Source organism: Pseudomonas sp. QLc11A, from assembly GCF_052112305.1.
In the GTDB taxonomy this organism is placed as follows: Bacteria; Pseudomonadota; Gammaproteobacteria; order Pseudomonadales; family Pseudomonadaceae; genus Aquipseudomonas; species Aquipseudomonas laurylsulfatiphila.
In genome coordinates, this window is sequence record NZ_JAVAJJ010000004.1 from 60,977 (window position 1) to 75,492 (window position 14,516).

18 protein-coding genes are annotated in these 14,516 nt (G+C 60.7%); 13 read left to right on the top strand and 5 right to left on the bottom strand.

Annotation, left to right across the window (positions count from 1 at the left end):
• Positions 1–83: 83 nt before the first annotated feature.
• Positions 84–386 carry an ArsR/SmtB family transcription factor gene (locus tag Q8X48_RS07790; RefSeq protein ID WP_007983055.1) on the bottom strand — a complete coding sequence of 101 codons (303 nt, stop codon included), beginning with the start codon at positions 384–386 and terminating at the stop codon, positions 84–86.
• A gap of 170 nt (positions 387–556) precedes the next feature.
• Here Q8X48_RS07790 and Q8X48_RS07795 point away from each other — a divergent pair, with 170 nt between their 5' ends.
• The gene (locus tag Q8X48_RS07795; RefSeq protein WP_407802463.1) at positions 557–1,135 is read left to right on the top strand and encodes an acyl carrier protein phosphodiesterase; all 579 of its coding nucleotides are present in this window, start codon (positions 557–559) and stop codon (positions 1,133–1,135) included.
• A 123-nt stretch (positions 1,136–1,258) separates the two neighbouring features.
• On the opposite strand, the gene Q8X48_RS07800 is transcribed toward Q8X48_RS07795, so the two are convergent.
• Together Q8X48_RS07800 and olsB are read right to left on the bottom strand one after the other, a co-directional pair.
• Positions 1,259–2,050, bottom strand: coding sequence for a lysophospholipid acyltransferase family protein (locus Q8X48_RS07800; RefSeq protein ID WP_095965117.1), 792 nt, complete (start codon positions 2,048–2,050; stop codon positions 1,259–1,261).
• Positions 2,050–2,805, bottom strand: coding sequence for an L-ornithine N(alpha)-acyltransferase (olsB, locus tag Q8X48_RS07805; protein ID WP_007976720.1), 756 nt, complete (start codon positions 2,803–2,805; stop codon positions 2,050–2,052). The genes Q8X48_RS07800 and olsB overlap by 1 nt, the downstream gene beginning before the upstream one ends.
• A gap of 155 nt (positions 2,806–2,960) precedes the next feature.
• Here olsB and Q8X48_RS07810 point away from each other — a divergent pair, with 155 nt between their 5' ends.
• From Q8X48_RS07810 to Q8X48_RS07830, 5 genes are all read left to right on the top strand, one after another.
• A complete protein-coding gene (locus Q8X48_RS07810) occupies positions 2,961–3,839 on the top strand; it encodes an acyl-CoA dehydrogenase family protein (protein WP_407802462.1) in 879 nt (292 codons plus the stop codon).
• Between the two features lie 178 nt (positions 3,840–4,017).
• On the top strand, positions 4,018–5,112 hold the full coding sequence (locus tag Q8X48_RS07815; RefSeq protein ID WP_407802461.1) for a serine hydrolase domain-containing protein: 1,095 nt from the start codon (positions 4,018–4,020) through the stop codon (positions 5,110–5,112).
• Entirely contained in the window at positions 5,109–5,432 is a 324-nt protein-coding gene (locus Q8X48_RS07820; RefSeq protein ID WP_407802460.1) for an amidase, read from the top strand. Before Q8X48_RS07815 ends, Q8X48_RS07820 begins: the two co-directional genes overlap by 4 nt.
• Positions 5,433–5,686: 254 nt before the next feature.
• The gene (locus Q8X48_RS07825) at positions 5,687–6,277 is read left to right on the top strand and encodes a YceI family protein (RefSeq protein WP_015093866.1); all 591 of its coding nucleotides are present in this window, start codon (positions 5,687–5,689) and stop codon (positions 6,275–6,277) included.
• 1 nt (position 6,278) lies between these two features.
• A complete protein-coding gene (locus tag Q8X48_RS07830; protein WP_126049778.1) occupies positions 6,279–7,436 on the top strand; it encodes a phospholipase D-like domain-containing protein in 1,158 nt (385 codons plus the stop codon).
• A 140-nt stretch (positions 7,437–7,576) separates the two neighbouring features.
• On the opposite strand, the gene bglX is transcribed toward Q8X48_RS07830, so the two are convergent.
• On the bottom strand, positions 7,577–9,868 hold the full coding sequence (gene bglX, locus Q8X48_RS07835; protein ID WP_126049780.1) for a beta-glucosidase BglX: 2,292 nt from the start codon (positions 9,866–9,868) through the stop codon (positions 7,577–7,579).
• A 262-nt stretch (positions 9,869–10,130) separates the two neighbouring features.
• Here bglX and Q8X48_RS07840 point away from each other — a divergent pair, with 262 nt between their 5' ends.
• From Q8X48_RS07840 to Q8X48_RS07860, 5 genes are all read left to right on the top strand, one after another.
• Positions 10,131–10,736: a LemA family protein gene (locus Q8X48_RS07840; protein WP_007976733.1), complete on the top strand. Its 606-nt coding sequence runs from the start codon at positions 10,131–10,133 to the stop codon at positions 10,734–10,736.
• A 35-nt stretch (positions 10,737–10,771) separates the two neighbouring features.
• Entirely contained in the window at positions 10,772–11,527 is a 756-nt protein-coding gene (locus Q8X48_RS07845; protein ID WP_217837434.1) for a TPM domain-containing protein, read from the top strand.
• A gap of 28 nt (positions 11,528–11,555) precedes the next feature.
• Complete coding sequence (locus Q8X48_RS07850) at positions 11,556–12,173, top strand: TPM domain-containing protein (protein WP_095966228.1); 618 nt, start codon at positions 11,556–11,558, stop codon at positions 12,171–12,173.
• A gap of 129 nt (positions 12,174–12,302) precedes the next feature.
• On the top strand, positions 12,303–12,605 hold the full coding sequence (locus Q8X48_RS07855) for a helix-turn-helix domain-containing protein (protein ID WP_407800576.1): 303 nt from the start codon (positions 12,303–12,305) through the stop codon (positions 12,603–12,605).
• Entirely contained in the window at positions 12,592–12,948 is a 357-nt protein-coding gene (locus Q8X48_RS07860; protein WP_015093872.1) for a putative holin, read from the top strand. Before Q8X48_RS07855 ends, Q8X48_RS07860 begins: the two co-directional genes overlap by 14 nt.
• Before the next feature lie 67 nt (positions 12,949–13,015).
• On the opposite strand, the gene Q8X48_RS07865 is transcribed toward Q8X48_RS07860, so the two are convergent.
• Positions 13,016–13,441 (bottom strand): helix-turn-helix domain-containing protein, encoded by a 426-nt coding sequence (locus Q8X48_RS07865; RefSeq protein ID WP_407800575.1) that lies wholly within the window; start codon positions 13,439–13,441, stop codon positions 13,016–13,018.
• A 300-nt stretch (positions 13,442–13,741) separates the two neighbouring features.
• Between Q8X48_RS07865 and Q8X48_RS07870 the strand changes: the two genes are divergently transcribed.
• Positions 13,742–14,020, top strand: a complete 279-nt coding sequence (locus Q8X48_RS07870) for an ogr/Delta-like zinc finger family protein (protein ID WP_095966231.1) — start codon at positions 13,742–13,744, stop codon at positions 14,018–14,020.
• 2 nt (positions 14,021–14,022) lie between these two features.
• Positions 14,023–14,385 (top strand): hypothetical protein, encoded by a 363-nt coding sequence (locus tag Q8X48_RS07875; protein WP_126049792.1) that lies wholly within the window; start codon positions 14,023–14,025, stop codon positions 14,383–14,385.
• Positions 14,386–14,516 lie beyond the last annotated feature (131 nt).

Genomic DNA, 14,516 nt, shown 5'->3' on the forward strand with positions numbered 1-14,516 from the left:
CTTTTGGCTGACTGACGTGGGGGGCGTTCTCAATTGGTTTTCCCGGCGTTATGTGAAAACCAATTGAGAACGCCCCCACAGGGTCAGAGCTCTTTACTGAAGGTTTTGAGGAACTCCTGAATGGTTTCCTCATTGCGTTTGAAAAAATGCCACTGGCCGACTTTGCGGCTGCTGATCAGGCCGGCGCGTTGCAGGGTCGCCAGGTGTGCCGACACCGTGGACTGCGACAGGCCGCAACGTTGATCGATCTGCCCGGCGCAAACGCCGTGCTCGTTGCTGTGGGACTGGTCGGGAAATTCGACGGTTGGGTCCTTGAGCCAGTGCAGGATTTCTCGCCGTACTGGGTGTGCCAGGGCTTTTATTATTTCGTCGAGATTGATGGTCATGATGTGGGCTCGTGATGTTTAAAACGCTATATCGCGATGAGGCGAACTTTAAATCGGTATTTCGCGATATACAAATATGATTTGGCTCTGACCAGCTCACATTTCGGTATATCGAGTTATAACGATACGTTGAGTGTAACAAGACAAGGGGGCAGTGCTAAGCTGCGCCCATGAACTATCTCGCACATCTTCACCTCGGTGGCCAGCGTCCCGGCCAATTGCTCGGCAGCCTGTATGGCGATTTCGTCAAGGGGCGGCTGCAAGGGCAGTTCGCTCCGGACATCGAGGGGGCTATCCAGTTGCACCGCAGCATCGACGTGTTCACCGATCGCCATCCGCAGGTGGATGTCGCGTTGTCGCGTTTCTCCCTGACCCGTCGTCGCTATGCGGGGATCGTGCTCGACGTGTTTTTCGATCATTGCCTGGCCCGGGACTGGAGGCTGTATGCCGACCGGCCGCTGGAGCTGTTCACCTCGGACGTGTATCGCGTGCTGTCCAGCGAGCGGCAACTGCCGGAGCGGCTGGCGAAGATTGCGCCGCACATGATGGCCAATGACTGGTTGGGCTCGTATCAGGAATTTGAAGTGCTGGAGCAGGTGTTGCGCGGGATCTCGCGGCGCCTGACCCGGCCGGAGGAACTGGCGGCGGCGATGCAGGAGTTGCGACGGTTGTATGAACCGTTGAGCGAGGACTTTCGGTTGTTCTATCCGCAGTTGCAGGATTTTGCGCGGAGCTATCCAGCAACTTAAAACCACTGTGGGAGCGGGCTTGCCCGCGATAGCGGATCAACATTCAACGATGATGCTGAATGACCCACCGCTATCGCGAGCAAGCTCGCTCCCACAGGGCATTTCAGTGAATCAAGGATCGCGTCACGCCGCAATGGCAGGGCGCATCGGTGCTCGCTGAGGTTCAACGACAGTCCCAAACAACGCCTTCTGCACCGCCTGCTGCGCCTCGAACGCCAGTGCCGCGCGCTCCCGACCTTCACAGGCGATTGGCTTGAGCAGATGAATCTCCACGCCGCCACGGTCATTGGCGAACAGGCGCATCAGGTGCGACAGCAGATCATCGTCGCCAATGAACGGCGCCAGCGCGCAAGGCTGGCCGTCACGCACATAACGGATCGCCACCGGCTGCAGCGCCACTTCGGAGTCGATGGCGGCGGACAGCAGGCGACCATGGAAGGTGCGCAGCGAACGGCCATCGGTGGTGGTGCCTTCCGGGAACATCAGCAGTGGGTAGGCTTGTTCCAGATGGCGGGTCATCTGCTTGCGGATCAACTGGCTGTCACCCGAGCCACGACGGATGAACAGGCTGCCGGCCTTGGCCGCCAACCAGCCGGCCACCGGCCAGGTGCGCACTTCGGCCTTGGACAGGAACGACAGCGGCGTGAGCATGCCCAGCAGCGGAATATCGGTCCAGGACACGTGGTTGCTGACCCAGAGCATCGGTGTCTTCGGCAGCTCGCCGTGGACGGTCACGTCAAAGGGCAGGGCGTTGCCCAGGCGGGCCATGAAAAAGCGCGACCAGCGCTGACGGCGCGCCATCGAATGGGCCAGGCCCAGGCGTTCGAACACGCCGAACACACTGGCCATGCCCAGGCCCAGGGTCACTACCATCAGCACCCGCGCGATTCGCGCGTACACCCGCAACCGGCTCATTACACAGCCGCCTTGAAGTGTTTGGCGTAGCGTGGGCAGAGTTCGTCGCGCTTGAGCAGGATGAATACGTCGGCGACCTGGAAGTCTTCGTCCCAGCAAGGCTCGCCGCAGATCTTCGCGCCCAGGCGCATGTAGGCCTTGAGCAGCGGTGGCATTTCGGCAATCACGTTGGACGGGATGTCCAGGCTTGGCAGCGGGTTTTTCGGCTCGGCGCGCAGGTGTTCGGTGCACAGGTAGCGTTCGCGCAGACGCTGCATGATCGCGTGGGCCTGTACGCCGCCATCCTGCATCGGAATGCTCGCGCAACCCATCAGGTAGCTGTAGCCGCCCTGGTTCAGGACTTCGGCCAGTTCGCCCCAGAGCACGGCGATGGTGCCGCCATTGCGGTAGGCCGGGTCGACGCAGGTGCGACCGATTTCCAGGATCGGGCCTTGCAGGTGCACCAGACCGTGGAGGCTGAATTCTTCTTCGCTGTAGAATTTGCCCAGGCTACTGGCAGCCGTGTGGTCGAGCAAACGGGTGGTAGCCACCAGGCGCCCGGTGTTCAGGTCACGCACGCCGATGTGGGCGCAGTGGACGTCGTAGTCATCCATGTCCAGACCCAGTTCAGCACCCTTGAGCTTGGCGTTGAATTCGCCGCTGAACACGTTGAAACGCAAGGCCTGGGCTTCCTGCAGTGCCTCGGCGCCCACCAGGCGTTCGGCTTGCAGGCGGCGTTCGTTGGCGGTGTCGCTGATGCGGGCGATCTGAGTCATGGCGAATCTCCGTGCGGGCTGCTCACCCGTCTTTGGGCTACAGCGAATCGACTTTCTTTGTCTAGCCGTGTTGTGCAAAGTCAGGCTATGTAGCCCCGGTGTCATCGCCATTAAGCTTTGGTGATGCTTATATGACAGCCCACGAGGAGCCTCTTATGCCCTGGCAAACCCTGTTGAACCGCCGTGATCGCTTGCCCGCCAACCCGGACCTGGCCGAAGGTTTCGCGACTTTGTTGCAGCAGTTGGGCACGGTCACACCGTTTGAATTGGCCGTGCTGGGCGGGCGGCTGATGGCAACGCCGGGGCTGGCGTTTCTGATGGGGTATCAGGCGGCATTGCGCATGCTCTGGCCGAGCGCGCCATTGAGCCTCGGCGCCTTGTGCGCCACGGAACAGCGCAGCCTGCGACCGGCCGACATGCAAACCCGCCTGAGCGGTTTGCGTCTGAGCGGACGTAAGGATTTCGTCACTGCCGGCGATGCCGCCGACTGGTTGCTGGTGGCGGCACGCAGCGAGGAGCCAGGCGCCGACCCGCGCTTGAGCCTGGCGGTGATCTATCGCGATGAACCGGGCGTGCGGGTGGAAAAACTGGCGCCGATCCCGTTGATGCCAGATATCAGCCACGGCCGGTTGTTTCTGGATAATGCCTTGTGCGAATTGCTCGCCGGGGACGGCTGGGATGCATACGTCAAACCGTTTCGCACGCTGGAAGACATCTATGTACTGAGCGCCATGACGGCGTGGCTGTATGGGGTCGGTCAGGACTGTGCCTGGCCGCCATCCTTGCAATTGCGTCTGCTGGGGCTGTTGGCAGGGTGCGCGGAGGCCAGCCGCCAGCCACCGACCAGTCTGGCCGGGCATGTGGTGCTTGGCGGGTTGTTCGCGCAGTTTGATGCGCTCAAGACTGAGGTGAATGAGGCCCTGGCCGATGGGCCGCCGGAGTGGGCGGCGATGTGGCAGCGCGATCAAGCGGTGATGGATCTGGCGGCGGGGGCCCGGGGGAAGAGGTTGGCCAAGGCGTTGGCGGCGCATTGACGGGCCTCATCGCTGGCAAGCCAGCTCCCACAAGTTCTGTGTCTTGCATGATTTTGTGTGCGCCAGAGATCCCTGTGGGAGCTGGCTTGCCAGCGAAGACGTCTTTATTGGCGCTACAAATTTCAGACTGTCATCAACCTCGACTAGGCTCGGCAAGTTCAATCTCCGAGCCCCCGCCATGCCCAAAGGCTTGTCCCTGATTTTCCTGATGTTGCTCAGCTTCACGGCCCTGGCCGAGTACTGGCCCGCCGAGCAATGGCCGACCGCCCCGACGCCGACCGGCCCGACGCTTCAAGCCCTGGAGGCCTACGCCTTCCCGTCCCGCGATGACAGCACTCGCCAGGGCATTCGCACCGATGCCTTGCTGGTGATTCGCGACGGCCGGTTGCTCTACGAGCGCTACGCTGGCCCGACAACGGCCGAGACGCCGCACCTGACCTGGTCGATCAGCAAGAGCCTGATGGCCGCCGTCCTCGGGGTGGCCTATGGCGAAGGCTTGTTCAAACTCGGTGACCCGGTGGCGAAGTTTTATCCGCCCCTGCAAAAACATCCCGACATGACAATGGCCGACGTGCTGCACTGGGCCTCAGGCCTGGACTGGCAGGAGGACTACGAATACGCACCGCTGAAATCTTCGGTGGTGGCCATGCTCTACACCCGCGGGCGCCACGACATGGCGGCGTTCACTGCGGCGCATGCTGCGTACGCCGCGCCGGGTCAGGCCTTTCGTTACTCCAGCGGCGACAGCAACCTGTTGTCCGCCGCGCTGAAAACCATCGTCGGCCCCGACCGCTATCCCGACTATCCATGGACTGCGGTGTTCGAACCGCTGGGCATTCGCCACGCCGTTTGGGAAACCGATGACACCGGCACGTTCGTCGCGTCGTCCTATGCCTACCTGACGGCACGGGATCTGGCCCGGGTCGGTCTGTTGATGGCCCGCGAGGGGCGCTGGGGAGACAGGCAGCTGCTGCCCAAAGACTGGGTGGCGTTCAACCGCGAGCCGTTCGCTCACTATCATGCCCGGCAAGACGATGCCGTCCCCGGCGGCCAGTGGTGGCTCAATCGAGCGGTTGAGGGCGCGCCACAACCCTGGCCCGATGCCCCCGCCGATACCTTCGCGGCGCTGGGGCATTGGGGGCAGGCGATGTATGTGATCCCCAGTGAACAGCTGGTAATCGTCCGCTACGGCGATGACCGCGACGGCAGTTACCGGCACAACGAATTGCTCAGGCTCGCGCTCAAGGCCTTTGCCGGGAAGGTGCAGCCATGACCGGTTTCATACGCCGTCGACCGGTCAGTTCCCTGTTGCTGACCCTGCTGATCGCCTTGCTCGGCTGGATCTGGCACGAGCGTGATGCGCTGTGGGCGTTCCCCGACATCATCAGCGCGTACACCGCCAAGGAATACTGTTCGTGCCGCTACGTGATGGGTAACGATACCCAGTACTGCCACGGCTATGTGAAGCAATGGCTGCCCACCAGTGGCTTTATCGATGACCCGAGCGCCAGACGCGTAACGGTCAGCGGCATGGGGCGCAGCAACAGCGCCGTGTGGATCGGCGAGCGCCAGGGTTGTCGCCTGCAACCTTGATCACGCTGAAATGGTGAGGCCAGGCGAGGGCTCTTGTGGCGAGGGGGCTTGCCCCCGTTGGGTCGCGAAGCGGCCCCAAAACCTGCAACTTCGGTGAACCAGAAAAACCGCGATCACCGAGTTTACGACTGCTTCGCAGCCGAACGGGGGCAAGCCCCCTCGCCACAAAAGCGGGTTTGGTGCAGTAGATGGCTTGCAATGCGCTGAGGGCCGGTTAAGGTTCAGCACAGGTTTATCTGCCCCCACGAGTCTCTATGTTCAAGCGCTCCACCCTTCAAACCCTCGCTTTCCTGCTGCTGACCGGTGCCGCGTTGTCGGCCCGTGCCGATTGGTACCTGGATGGCGAGTCTTCACGCCTGTCGTTTGTCAGCACCAAAAACGCCAATGTTTCCGAAGTGCAGCGCTTTCTGGTGCTGCACGGCAAAGTCGATCCCCAGGGGCTGGCGCAGGTGGAAGTCGAGCTGGAGTCGATCAACAGCGGCATCCCGTTGCGCGATGAGCGCATGCGCAAGGAGCTGTTCCAGATCGAGCGGTTCCCCGACGCCTTGATCTCCACGAAAATCGATCTGCGCCCGATCAACGACCTTGCTCCCGGTGCGCAGCTGGAGTTGCGCCTGCCGCTGATGGTCGACCTGCACGGCAAACAACACCAATACCAGGCCGAACTGCTGGCCACCCGTCTCGATGACCGGCGCTTCCAGGTGGTGACCCTCGAACCGCTGGTGATCAACGCCGAGGATTTCGATCTGGCACCGGGTCTGGAAACGTTGCGCAAAATGGCCGGCCTCTCGGCCATCAGTCTTTCGGTGCCGGTGGGTGCGGTGCTGATTTTCACGGCGCGTTGACATGGCCGGAGCGATTTTTCCCTGGCGCGAAGGCAACCACTTCGAACTGCTGATCGATGGCCCGCAGTTTTTCCCGCGCATGCTGGTGGCGATTGCCCGGGCTGAAGAACAGGTGGAGCTGGAGCTGTATCTGGTGGAGGCGGGTGCCTGTGCCGAAGCCATGGTCCAGGCATTGGTGCAGGCCGCCGAGCGCGGTGTGCGGGTGCGCTGCCTGTTCGATGATTACGGCAGCCTCGCCTTCACCCTGGCCTTGCGCCAGCGGCTGATGGCCGCCGGGGTGGAGCTGCGTTTCTACAATCGTCTGAGCTGGCGGCGCTGGGTCGGCAACTTCTACCGCGACCACCGCAAATTGTTGCTGGTGGACCAGAGTCTGGCCGTGGTCGGGGGCACGGGCGTCACCGATGAGTTCTGGACGCCGGGCGAAGACGTCAGCGAATGGCACGAAGTGATGGTGGAAATCACCGGCCCGCTGGTGCTCGATTGGCAGCTGCTGTTCGATCGTCAGTGGATCGCCAACCGCCATCGTCGCGCCTGGCGACCGGCCTCGCATTTCGGCTTGCCGCGCTTACCCCGTGTACCGGCCAGTGGCGAGGGTATGGGCCGGGTGGCCTATGCCGATGCCCGTCAACACCGGGACATTCTGCAATCGCTGGTGCGCGCCCTGAACAGTGGTCACCGACGGATCTGGCTGGCCACGCCGTACTTTCTGCCGACCTGGAAAGTGCGCCGTTCCCTGCGCCGGGCGGCTGCCCGCGGCGTGGATGTGCGCCTGCTGCTGACCGGCCCGCGTACCGATCACCCCTCCGTGCGCTACGCCGGCCATCGCTACTACCCGCGACTGCTCAAGGCCGGGGTGGAGATCTACGAATACCAGCCGTGTTTCCTGCACCTGAAAATGGTCCTGATCGACGACTGGGTGAGCATCGGTTCGTGCAACTTCGATCACTGGAACCTGCGCTTCAACCTGGAAGCCAACCTGGAAGCACTGGACCCCGGATTGACCCGAGCGGTAGCGGCGAGCTTCGAGCACGACTTCGCCCTGAGCCAGCAAGTCAGCCTGGAAGAATGGAAGCGTCGACCGCTGTGGCGGCGGATCAAGCAGCGGGTGTGGGGATGGGTGGATCGGGTGGTGGTGAATCTGCTGGATCGGAGGGGCTGATCTCGGGTTTCTGAACACCACAAACCACTGTGGGAGCGGGCTTGCTCGCGAAGACGGAGTGTCAGTCAACGAAGATTTCGACTGACACTCCGTCTTCGCGAGCAAGACCGCTCCCACATTTGTATTGCGGTGTAACGGGGTTAGAGCAACTCAAAGCTCTGCTGCGTCACGTCCTCTGAATCCAGGCCGATCTGCACGTTGAATTTGCCCGGTTCCGCCGCGTACTTGAGCTGGGTGTTGTAGAACTTCAGGTCGTCCTCGGTGATGGTGAAATGCACGACCTTCTGTTCGCCGGCCTTGATCATCACCTTCTGGAAGTTCTTCAGTTCCTTGATCGGGCGGATCATCGAGCCTGCCACGTCCTGGATGTACAATTGCACCACGGTTTCGCCGTCGCGCTTGCCGGTGTTTTTCACCGTGACACTGGCGTCGAGCTTGCCGGTCTTGTTCAACGTGGTCGACGACAGCGCCATGTCGCTCAGGCTGAACTCGGTGTAGCTCAGGCCGTAACCGAACGGGTACAGCGGGCCTGTGGTGTCATCGAAGTACTGCGAAGTGTAGTTGCCCGGCTTGCCCGGGGTGAACGGCCGGCCAATGGTCAGGTGGTTGTAGTAGGTCGGAATCTGGCCGACCGAACGCGGGATGCTGATCGGCAGTTTGCCCGACGGGTTGTAGTCGCCGAACAGCACGTCGGCGATGGCGTTGCCGCCTTCGGTGCCGGTGAACCAGGTTTCGAGGATCGCGTCGGCCTGTTCTTTCTCCTCGAGGATCGTCAGCGGGCGGCCGTTCATCAACACCAGCACCAGCGGTTTGCCGGTGGCTTTCAGGGCACGGATCAGCTCGCGCTGGTTTTCCGGGATGTTCAGGTCGGTGCGGCTCGACGATTCGTGGGACATGCCACGGGACTCGCCAACGGCGGCAACGACGACATCCGCATCCTTGGCCGCTTTCACCGCTTCGTCGATCAGCACGTTCGCCGGACGCGGATCATCCACCACTTCCGGGGCGTCGAAGTTGAGGAAGTTCAGGTAACCGAGGATTTTCGGGTCGCTGGTGATGTTGGCGCCACGGGCGTAGATCAGCGTCGATTTATCGCCCAGGGCGTTGGTCATGCCGTCGAACAGGGTGACGGACTGCGCAGGCCTGCCCGCGGCGGCCCAGCTGCCCATCATGTCGATGGGCGCCTTGGCCAGCGGACCGACCAGGGCGATTTTCGCGGTCTTCTTCAGCGGCAGGGTCTCGTTCCGGTTCTTCAACAGCACCTGGCTGCGGCGTGCCACATCACGGGCCTCGGCGCGGTGCAGGCGGCTGTCGGCGTAGGTGTCGACCGGATCGTCCTCGGCTTTGCCGATGCGCAGGTACGGGTCCTTGAACAGGCCCATGTCGTATTTGGCTTCGAGCACCGCACGCACGGCGTTGTCGATGTCGCTCTGCTGGATCTCGCCAGACTTCAGCAGCCCTGGCAGCTCTTTGCCGTACAGGGTGTCGTTCATGCTCATGTGGATGCCGGCCTTGATCGCCAGCTTCGCCGCTTCGCGACCGTCGGCGGCAACGCCGTGCTTGATCAGCTCGAAAATCGCCCCGTGGTCGCTGACGGCCAGGCCCTTGAAGCCCCACTCCTTGCGCAGCAGGTCGTTCATCAGCCAGGTGTTGGCGGTGGCCGGCACGCCGTTGACTGAGTTCAGCGCGACCATGACCCCGCCAGCGCCGGCATCGATGGCGGCGCGGTACGGTGGCAGGTAGTCCTGGTACATCTTGACCGGGCTCATGTCGACTATGTTGTAGTCGCGGCCACCCTCGACCGCACCGTACAGGGCGAAGTGCTTGACGCTGGCCATGATGCTGTCGGCCGCGTTCGCGCCAGTACCCTGGAACGCCTTGACCATCACGCCGGCAATGCGCGACACCAGGTAGGTGTCTTCGCCGAAACCTTCGGAGGTGCGGCCCCAGCGGGGGTCGCGGGAGATGTCGACCATCGGCGCGAAGGTGATGTCGAGGCTGTCAGCCGCGGCTTCCTTGGCGGCGATGCGCCCGGACAGGCCGATGGCATCCATGTCCCAACTCGAGGCCAGGGCCAGCGGGATCGGGAAAATGGTGCGGTGGCCGTGGATCACGTCGTAGGCGAAGAACATCGGGATTTTCAGGCGGCTGCGCATGGCGGCGTCCTGCATCGGCCGGTTTTCCGGACGGGTGATCGAGTTGAACGTACCGCCGATGTTGCCCGCCGCGATTTCCTTGCGGATCATTTCGCGAGGCATTTCCGGGCCGATGCTGATCAGGCGCAACTGGCCGATTTTTTCATCGAGGGTCATTTGCTTCATCAGGTTGCTGACGAAGGCTTCCTTGTTCTCCAGGGGTGCGGGCGTCGTGGCGGCCAATACGTTATGACTGGCCAGGCTGACGAACAGGCCCAGCAAACACAGCTTCTTCATGAATAGTTTTCTCAAGGGCCCAAACGGCGATATGCACGCCGGCCAGCCAAAATTTAGGGAGCGTCTATTGTTGTTCGGGTGCCGGCTCAAAAAAACAGAGCCAAAAAACGACAGCCAGGTGGCGGATGCGTTTTCACGCAGGGCCTCTTTTTAGCCCATCGGCCCGTTGCAATCCAGAGGCGCGGGCGATTATGCCCCAAGAGCCGGCCCAGAAGGTTTCACGGTCGGTTTTTTCATGAATGTACAAGGGAGCGACATCCTGATGAATGCAAGTCCAACCTATCGCTCGCGTTTGCAGGTCGTCACGCTGCTGATGCTGGCCACGTTGCTGACCGCCTGCGGCATCAACAACATCCCGACCCTCGACGAACAGGCCAAGGCCGCCTGGGGTCAGGTGCAGAACCAGTATCAGCGGCGCGCCGACCTGATTCCCAACCTGGTGGAAACGGTCAAGGGCTACGCAAAACATGAAGAAGAGACATTGACCGCGGTGATTGAGGCGCGGGCCAAGGCCACGTCGATCCAGGTGGATGCCTCGACCCTGGACAACCCGGAAAAACTCAAGCAGTACCAACAGGCCCAGGATCAGCTCAGTGGCGCCTTGAGTCGTTTGATGGTGGTCTCCGAGCGTTATCCGGACCTCAAGGCCAACCAGAACTTCCTCGCCCTGCAATCGCAGCTCGAAGGCACCGAGAACCGCATCAGCGTGGCTCGGCGCGATTTCATCCTCGCGGTGCAGAAATACAACACCGAGATCCGCACCTTCCCCGGTCGCCTGTGGCACACGGTGATGTACAGCGACCTGCCGGTGCGTGAAACCTTCGAAGCCACGCCGGGTTCGGAAAAGGCCCCTGAGGTCAAGTTCTGAGTACAGCTTGTGCGTCACTACGGAAGAGGTAGCCAATGCGCGTGTTGAAAACGGGCCTGATGCTGTTGTTGTGGATGGTGGCGATCACGGCCCGGGCCGAACTGAGTTTTCCGGCGCTGACCGGGCGCGTGGTCGACAACGCGCAGATGATCGAACCTGTGGTGCGCGATCAGCTCAGCCAACAGCTTCAGGCCCATGAACAGGCCACCGGCGAGCAGCTTGTGGTCGTGACGTTGCCGGACTTGCAGGGCACCGACATCGCCGATTTCGGTTACCAGCTCGGTCGCCACTGGGGTATCGGGCAGAAGGACAAGAACAACGGCGCCCTGCTGATCATCGCCCGAAACGAGCGCCGGTTGCGTATCGAAGTCGGCTATGGCCTGGAGGATCGCCTGACCGACGCCCAGAGTTCAGTGATCATCAACCAGGTCATCACCCCGGCTTTCAAGACCGGTAACTTCAGTAAAGGCATCAGCGACGGCGTGGCGGCGATGCTGGTGGTGCTGGGCGGCAACCCCTTGGACGAACCCTCCACGGCGTATGAGTCCAGAGGCGATCCAGGGGACGATTTCGTCTCGCGACATCCCGGATTGTTGGTGTTTTTGGTGATGCTGTTCATCCTGACTGTTTTTGTGTGTCAGATGCTCGGTATCCTTCCCGCCGGCCGGGGCGGCTCCGGAGGATCCGGGGGCGGTTTTGGCGGTGGTGGATTTGGCGGCGGCGGTGGAGGCGGAGGCTTCAGCGGCGGTGGAGGCAGTTTCGGCGGCGGCGGTTCGTCCGGCGGCTGGTGATCATAAAAATGAGCAGGCAATTCACGACATGGCATTACTGACCGAACACGAACAACGCAAAGTCGCCGAGGCAATCGCCCGGGTCGAGCGCGACACCGACGCAGAACTGGTGACCGTGCTCGCGGCCCGCGCCGACGACTATGCGTACATCCCGTTGCTGTGGGCCAGCCTGCTGGCGCTGCTGGTGCCGGGCATCGTGCATTACCTCACCGGTTGGCTGACCTTGCACAGCCTGCTGCTGGTGCAATGGGCCATCTTCATCGTCCTGTGCCTGGTGTTCCGTCTGCCGAAAGTCACTACCCATCTGGTCCCGCGCTCGGTGCGCCACTGGCGCGCCTCGAACCTGGCGCGACGGCAGTTCCTGGAGCAGAACCTGCACCACACCGAAGGCAGCACCGGTGTACTGATTTTCGTCTCCGAAGCCGAGCGTTATGTGGAGATTCTGGTGGATGAAGGCATTTCCAGTCGCCTGGACAACAAGAACTGGGATGCCATCGTCGCCACCTTCACCCAGCAGGTGAAGCAGGGGCAGACGTTGCAAGGGTTTGTCAGCTGCGTCGAAGCCTGCGGCGAGCTGCTCAAGGTGCACGTGCCCGTGACCCATGTGCGCAATGAACTGCCGAATCGCCTGGTGGTACTCGGCTAAGTCCTCCCTGGCGTTGTGTAGCGCTTGCCGCTACAACTCCCGTCAATTGTCCGGGTTCAGCCTTGTCGTCAGTATTTCTCTCCAACAGTGGACGTCCAGCGACGGGCGTTCCCGCGAAGAGGGATTCTTATGGCAACCCGACAATCGATTGACTCTTTGGCACGTGCAGCCAATGGCGCTGAGGGAAGCAAGCCCAAGGCGAAATTGACGGCCAAAGAAACGCAAGTCCTGATGTGGTGTTTCAAGGGCAAAACTTCCTGGGAAATCGCCAGGATCGAGAATTGCACGGAATCTACCGTCAATTTTCACTTCGCCAATATTCGTCGAAAGTTCGACGTCAGCTCCCGCACTTGCGCACTGCTCAGGGCGATCGAGTCGGGAGCGATCCAGGTGGATTCGGTCGTTGCGCGAGGTGCGCATGAGCCTGACTGATTCGGCATACAACGGCATCAATGGGCTCATGTTGGGAATGGGGATTGCAACGCTGCCAGTGGTCAATGGCGAGGTACTGTTCGGTGCGATGCTCGGCGCGTGGCTGGTCACCACCACTCGCACCAGCTTCAAGGCCTGGCAGCGCATCGGTTCCTGGTTGCTGTCTGCGGGTGTCGGTTACCTCTTTACGCCTGTTGCACATCCGCTAGCGCCATTTCTGACCGAAGGTGTAACGGCCTTTCTTTGCGCGCTGATCGTTATTCCCATCAGCATCAAGCTCATGCAATGGGTCGATGGTGCCGGTATCGGTGAAATCATTCGACACCTGAGAGGACGAAGATGATGGTCCGTGAATGGGTTGTCTTGATATCCGGAACGGGAAGCCATGCAACTTCGGATGACACAGTTCATCAGGTTTCATTCGAAGGTTTGAGTGTTGCCAGGATGGTGGCCATTTCGGAAAGCCTGAGTTCCATATCGCGCAGTCGTTGCTTTTCCTCGAGTGCGTTTTGTATGGCGCAGCGATCGTTTTCGTCGAGCAACCGCCAGAGCGCGAGAATGGTGTTTTCCCGTGTGGTGTTTTCCTGACCAGTCTGCGAAGAATCAGTAATTGTTTGTCTCAAAACCGGCCCTTCGCCCAGCAACAGCCAGTCAAGGGATATTCCCCGGGCTTGCGCGATTTCTACGCATAATGAGTAAGGTGTGCTGTCGCGGCCTCGCCAGCTACTAAGGGTTTGCGGGCTGATCTGTAGCACGGAAGATAAAGAAGCATCGGTTTTTGTACCGGTGACTTGCTTTAGACGAGCCAGAACAGCTTGTGATTTTTTGCTACGCAATTTGAGCCGCTTCCTTTTGACATATGCTTTTTGAGTGCCTAATTTATGCGTAATGAGTACTTTTTTTCTTGTAAGTAATCAATCATCAAAGATGAGTCAGAAGAATACGATGTCGAAACTTCCTAATGGTATCAGGGGGATTTCCTACGAGCATGGCTCGACCCCATTACGCGTCTGCCCGATGCACTTCCTTATGCCTGGCAGACACTGTTCGCAAGCCCGGAGCGCCGCGATGAACGCCTCAAGCAGTATTGCGTTTGATCAGGTTGATTGCCACCCAATGACCCTCGGGATTCAAGCATGAGTACTTATAAAATGGTGTGCCCGCACTGCTTGAGCCGGATGCGCATCCGCACCAGCGAAGGCCGTCATATTTTCCTGCGGGTGGCGTATCTGCAATGCACGTCGGAAGCTTGCGGTTGGTCCGTGCGTGCCGAATTTGAAATGACCCATGAGCTTTCGCCCAGTGGCATGCCTAATCCGGCCGTACGCCTGCCTTGCGCCGGACCCGATTTGCGCCGTGCTTCCCGGCCTGTTGCCGTCGGTCCTGACACGTCAGAAGTGCCACAGGAGACTTGAGCATGAAGATTACCGATGAAAATGCAGGTCTGAATGAGGAGTTATTGGCTATTGCCCAGGCGTTTCTGGGGCGTCATGAAAGTGAAGGGGGGATCGATGATCAAGTCCTGTTCTGTCGCGCGGTGAAGCATCTGCAGAGTATGGATGTACCGATGTTCCTGGCCGAAAGGCTGGTTAGCCGTGCCTATGGCTTACTCAAGTCGTGCAATGATCGTCGGCGCCTGGACATCGATGCAAGTTCCGAAACGGTCGCCGTGGTGACCGACCCTGCCAATGGCCTGACCTGGGCAGTGCCAGTGGGACTGATCGTCAAACACATCATTAATTCACCGAACAATCGCAAGCTTCGTCTGGTGGAACCCTGAGGCTTCAACGTTTGTATCGAGGTCCTGGGCTGCGTGACTGGGACCTGCCACAAAATAACCCCGTGCCCAAAGTCCTCGTCCCCCTTAAAATACCGGCATTCTCCGATTTGCATCGCCTGAGGCCGTTTTTC

What these genes read in the sequence shown, in the direction of transcription:
- Q8X48_RS07790 (WP_007983055.1), bottom strand. Translation starts at nt 386, where the DNA reads ATGACCATCAATCTCGACGAAATAATAAAAGCCCTGGCACACCCAGTA.
- Q8X48_RS07795 (WP_407802463.1), top strand. Translation starts at nt 557, where the DNA reads ATGAACTATCTCGCACATCTTCACCTCGGTGGCCAGCGTCCCGGCCAA.
- Q8X48_RS07800 (WP_095965117.1), bottom strand. Translation starts at nt 2,050, where the DNA reads ATGAGCCGGTTGCGGGTGTACGCGCGAATCGCGCGGGTGCTGATGGTA.
- olsB (WP_007976720.1), bottom strand. Translation starts at nt 2,805, where the DNA reads ATGACTCAGATCGCCCGCATCAGCGACACCGCCAACGAACGCCGCCTG.
- Q8X48_RS07810 (WP_407802462.1), top strand. Translation starts at nt 2,961, where the DNA reads ATGCCCTGGCAAACCCTGTTGAACCGCCGTGATCGCTTGCCCGCCAAC.
- Q8X48_RS07815 (WP_407802461.1), top strand. Translation starts at nt 4,018, where the DNA reads ATGCCCAAAGGCTTGTCCCTGATTTTCCTGATGTTGCTCAGCTTCACG.
- Q8X48_RS07820 (WP_407802460.1), top strand. Translation starts at nt 5,109, where the DNA reads ATGACCGGTTTCATACGCCGTCGACCGGTCAGTTCCCTGTTGCTGACC.
- Q8X48_RS07825 (WP_015093866.1), top strand. Translation starts at nt 5,687, where the DNA reads ATGTTCAAGCGCTCCACCCTTCAAACCCTCGCTTTCCTGCTGCTGACC.
- Q8X48_RS07830 (WP_126049778.1), top strand. Translation starts at nt 6,279, where the DNA reads ATGGCCGGAGCGATTTTTCCCTGGCGCGAAGGCAACCACTTCGAACTG.
- bglX (WP_126049780.1), bottom strand. Translation starts at nt 9,868, where the DNA reads ATGAAGAAGCTGTGTTTGCTGGGCCTGTTCGTCAGCCTGGCCAGTCAT.
- Q8X48_RS07840 (WP_007976733.1), top strand. Translation starts at nt 10,131, where the DNA reads ATGAATGCAAGTCCAACCTATCGCTCGCGTTTGCAGGTCGTCACGCTG.
- Q8X48_RS07845 (WP_217837434.1), top strand. Translation starts at nt 10,772, where the DNA reads ATGCGCGTGTTGAAAACGGGCCTGATGCTGTTGTTGTGGATGGTGGCG.
- Q8X48_RS07850 (WP_095966228.1), top strand. Translation starts at nt 11,556, where the DNA reads ATGGCATTACTGACCGAACACGAACAACGCAAAGTCGCCGAGGCAATC.
- Q8X48_RS07855 (WP_407800576.1), top strand. Translation starts at nt 12,303, where the DNA reads ATGGCAACCCGACAATCGATTGACTCTTTGGCACGTGCAGCCAATGGC.
- Q8X48_RS07860 (WP_015093872.1), top strand. Translation starts at nt 12,592, where the DNA reads ATGAGCCTGACTGATTCGGCATACAACGGCATCAATGGGCTCATGTTG.
- Q8X48_RS07870 (WP_095966231.1), top strand. Translation starts at nt 13,742, where the DNA reads ATGAGTACTTATAAAATGGTGTGCCCGCACTGCTTGAGCCGGATGCGC.
- Q8X48_RS07875 (WP_126049792.1), top strand. Translation starts at nt 14,023, where the DNA reads ATGAAGATTACCGATGAAAATGCAGGTCTGAATGAGGAGTTATTGGCT.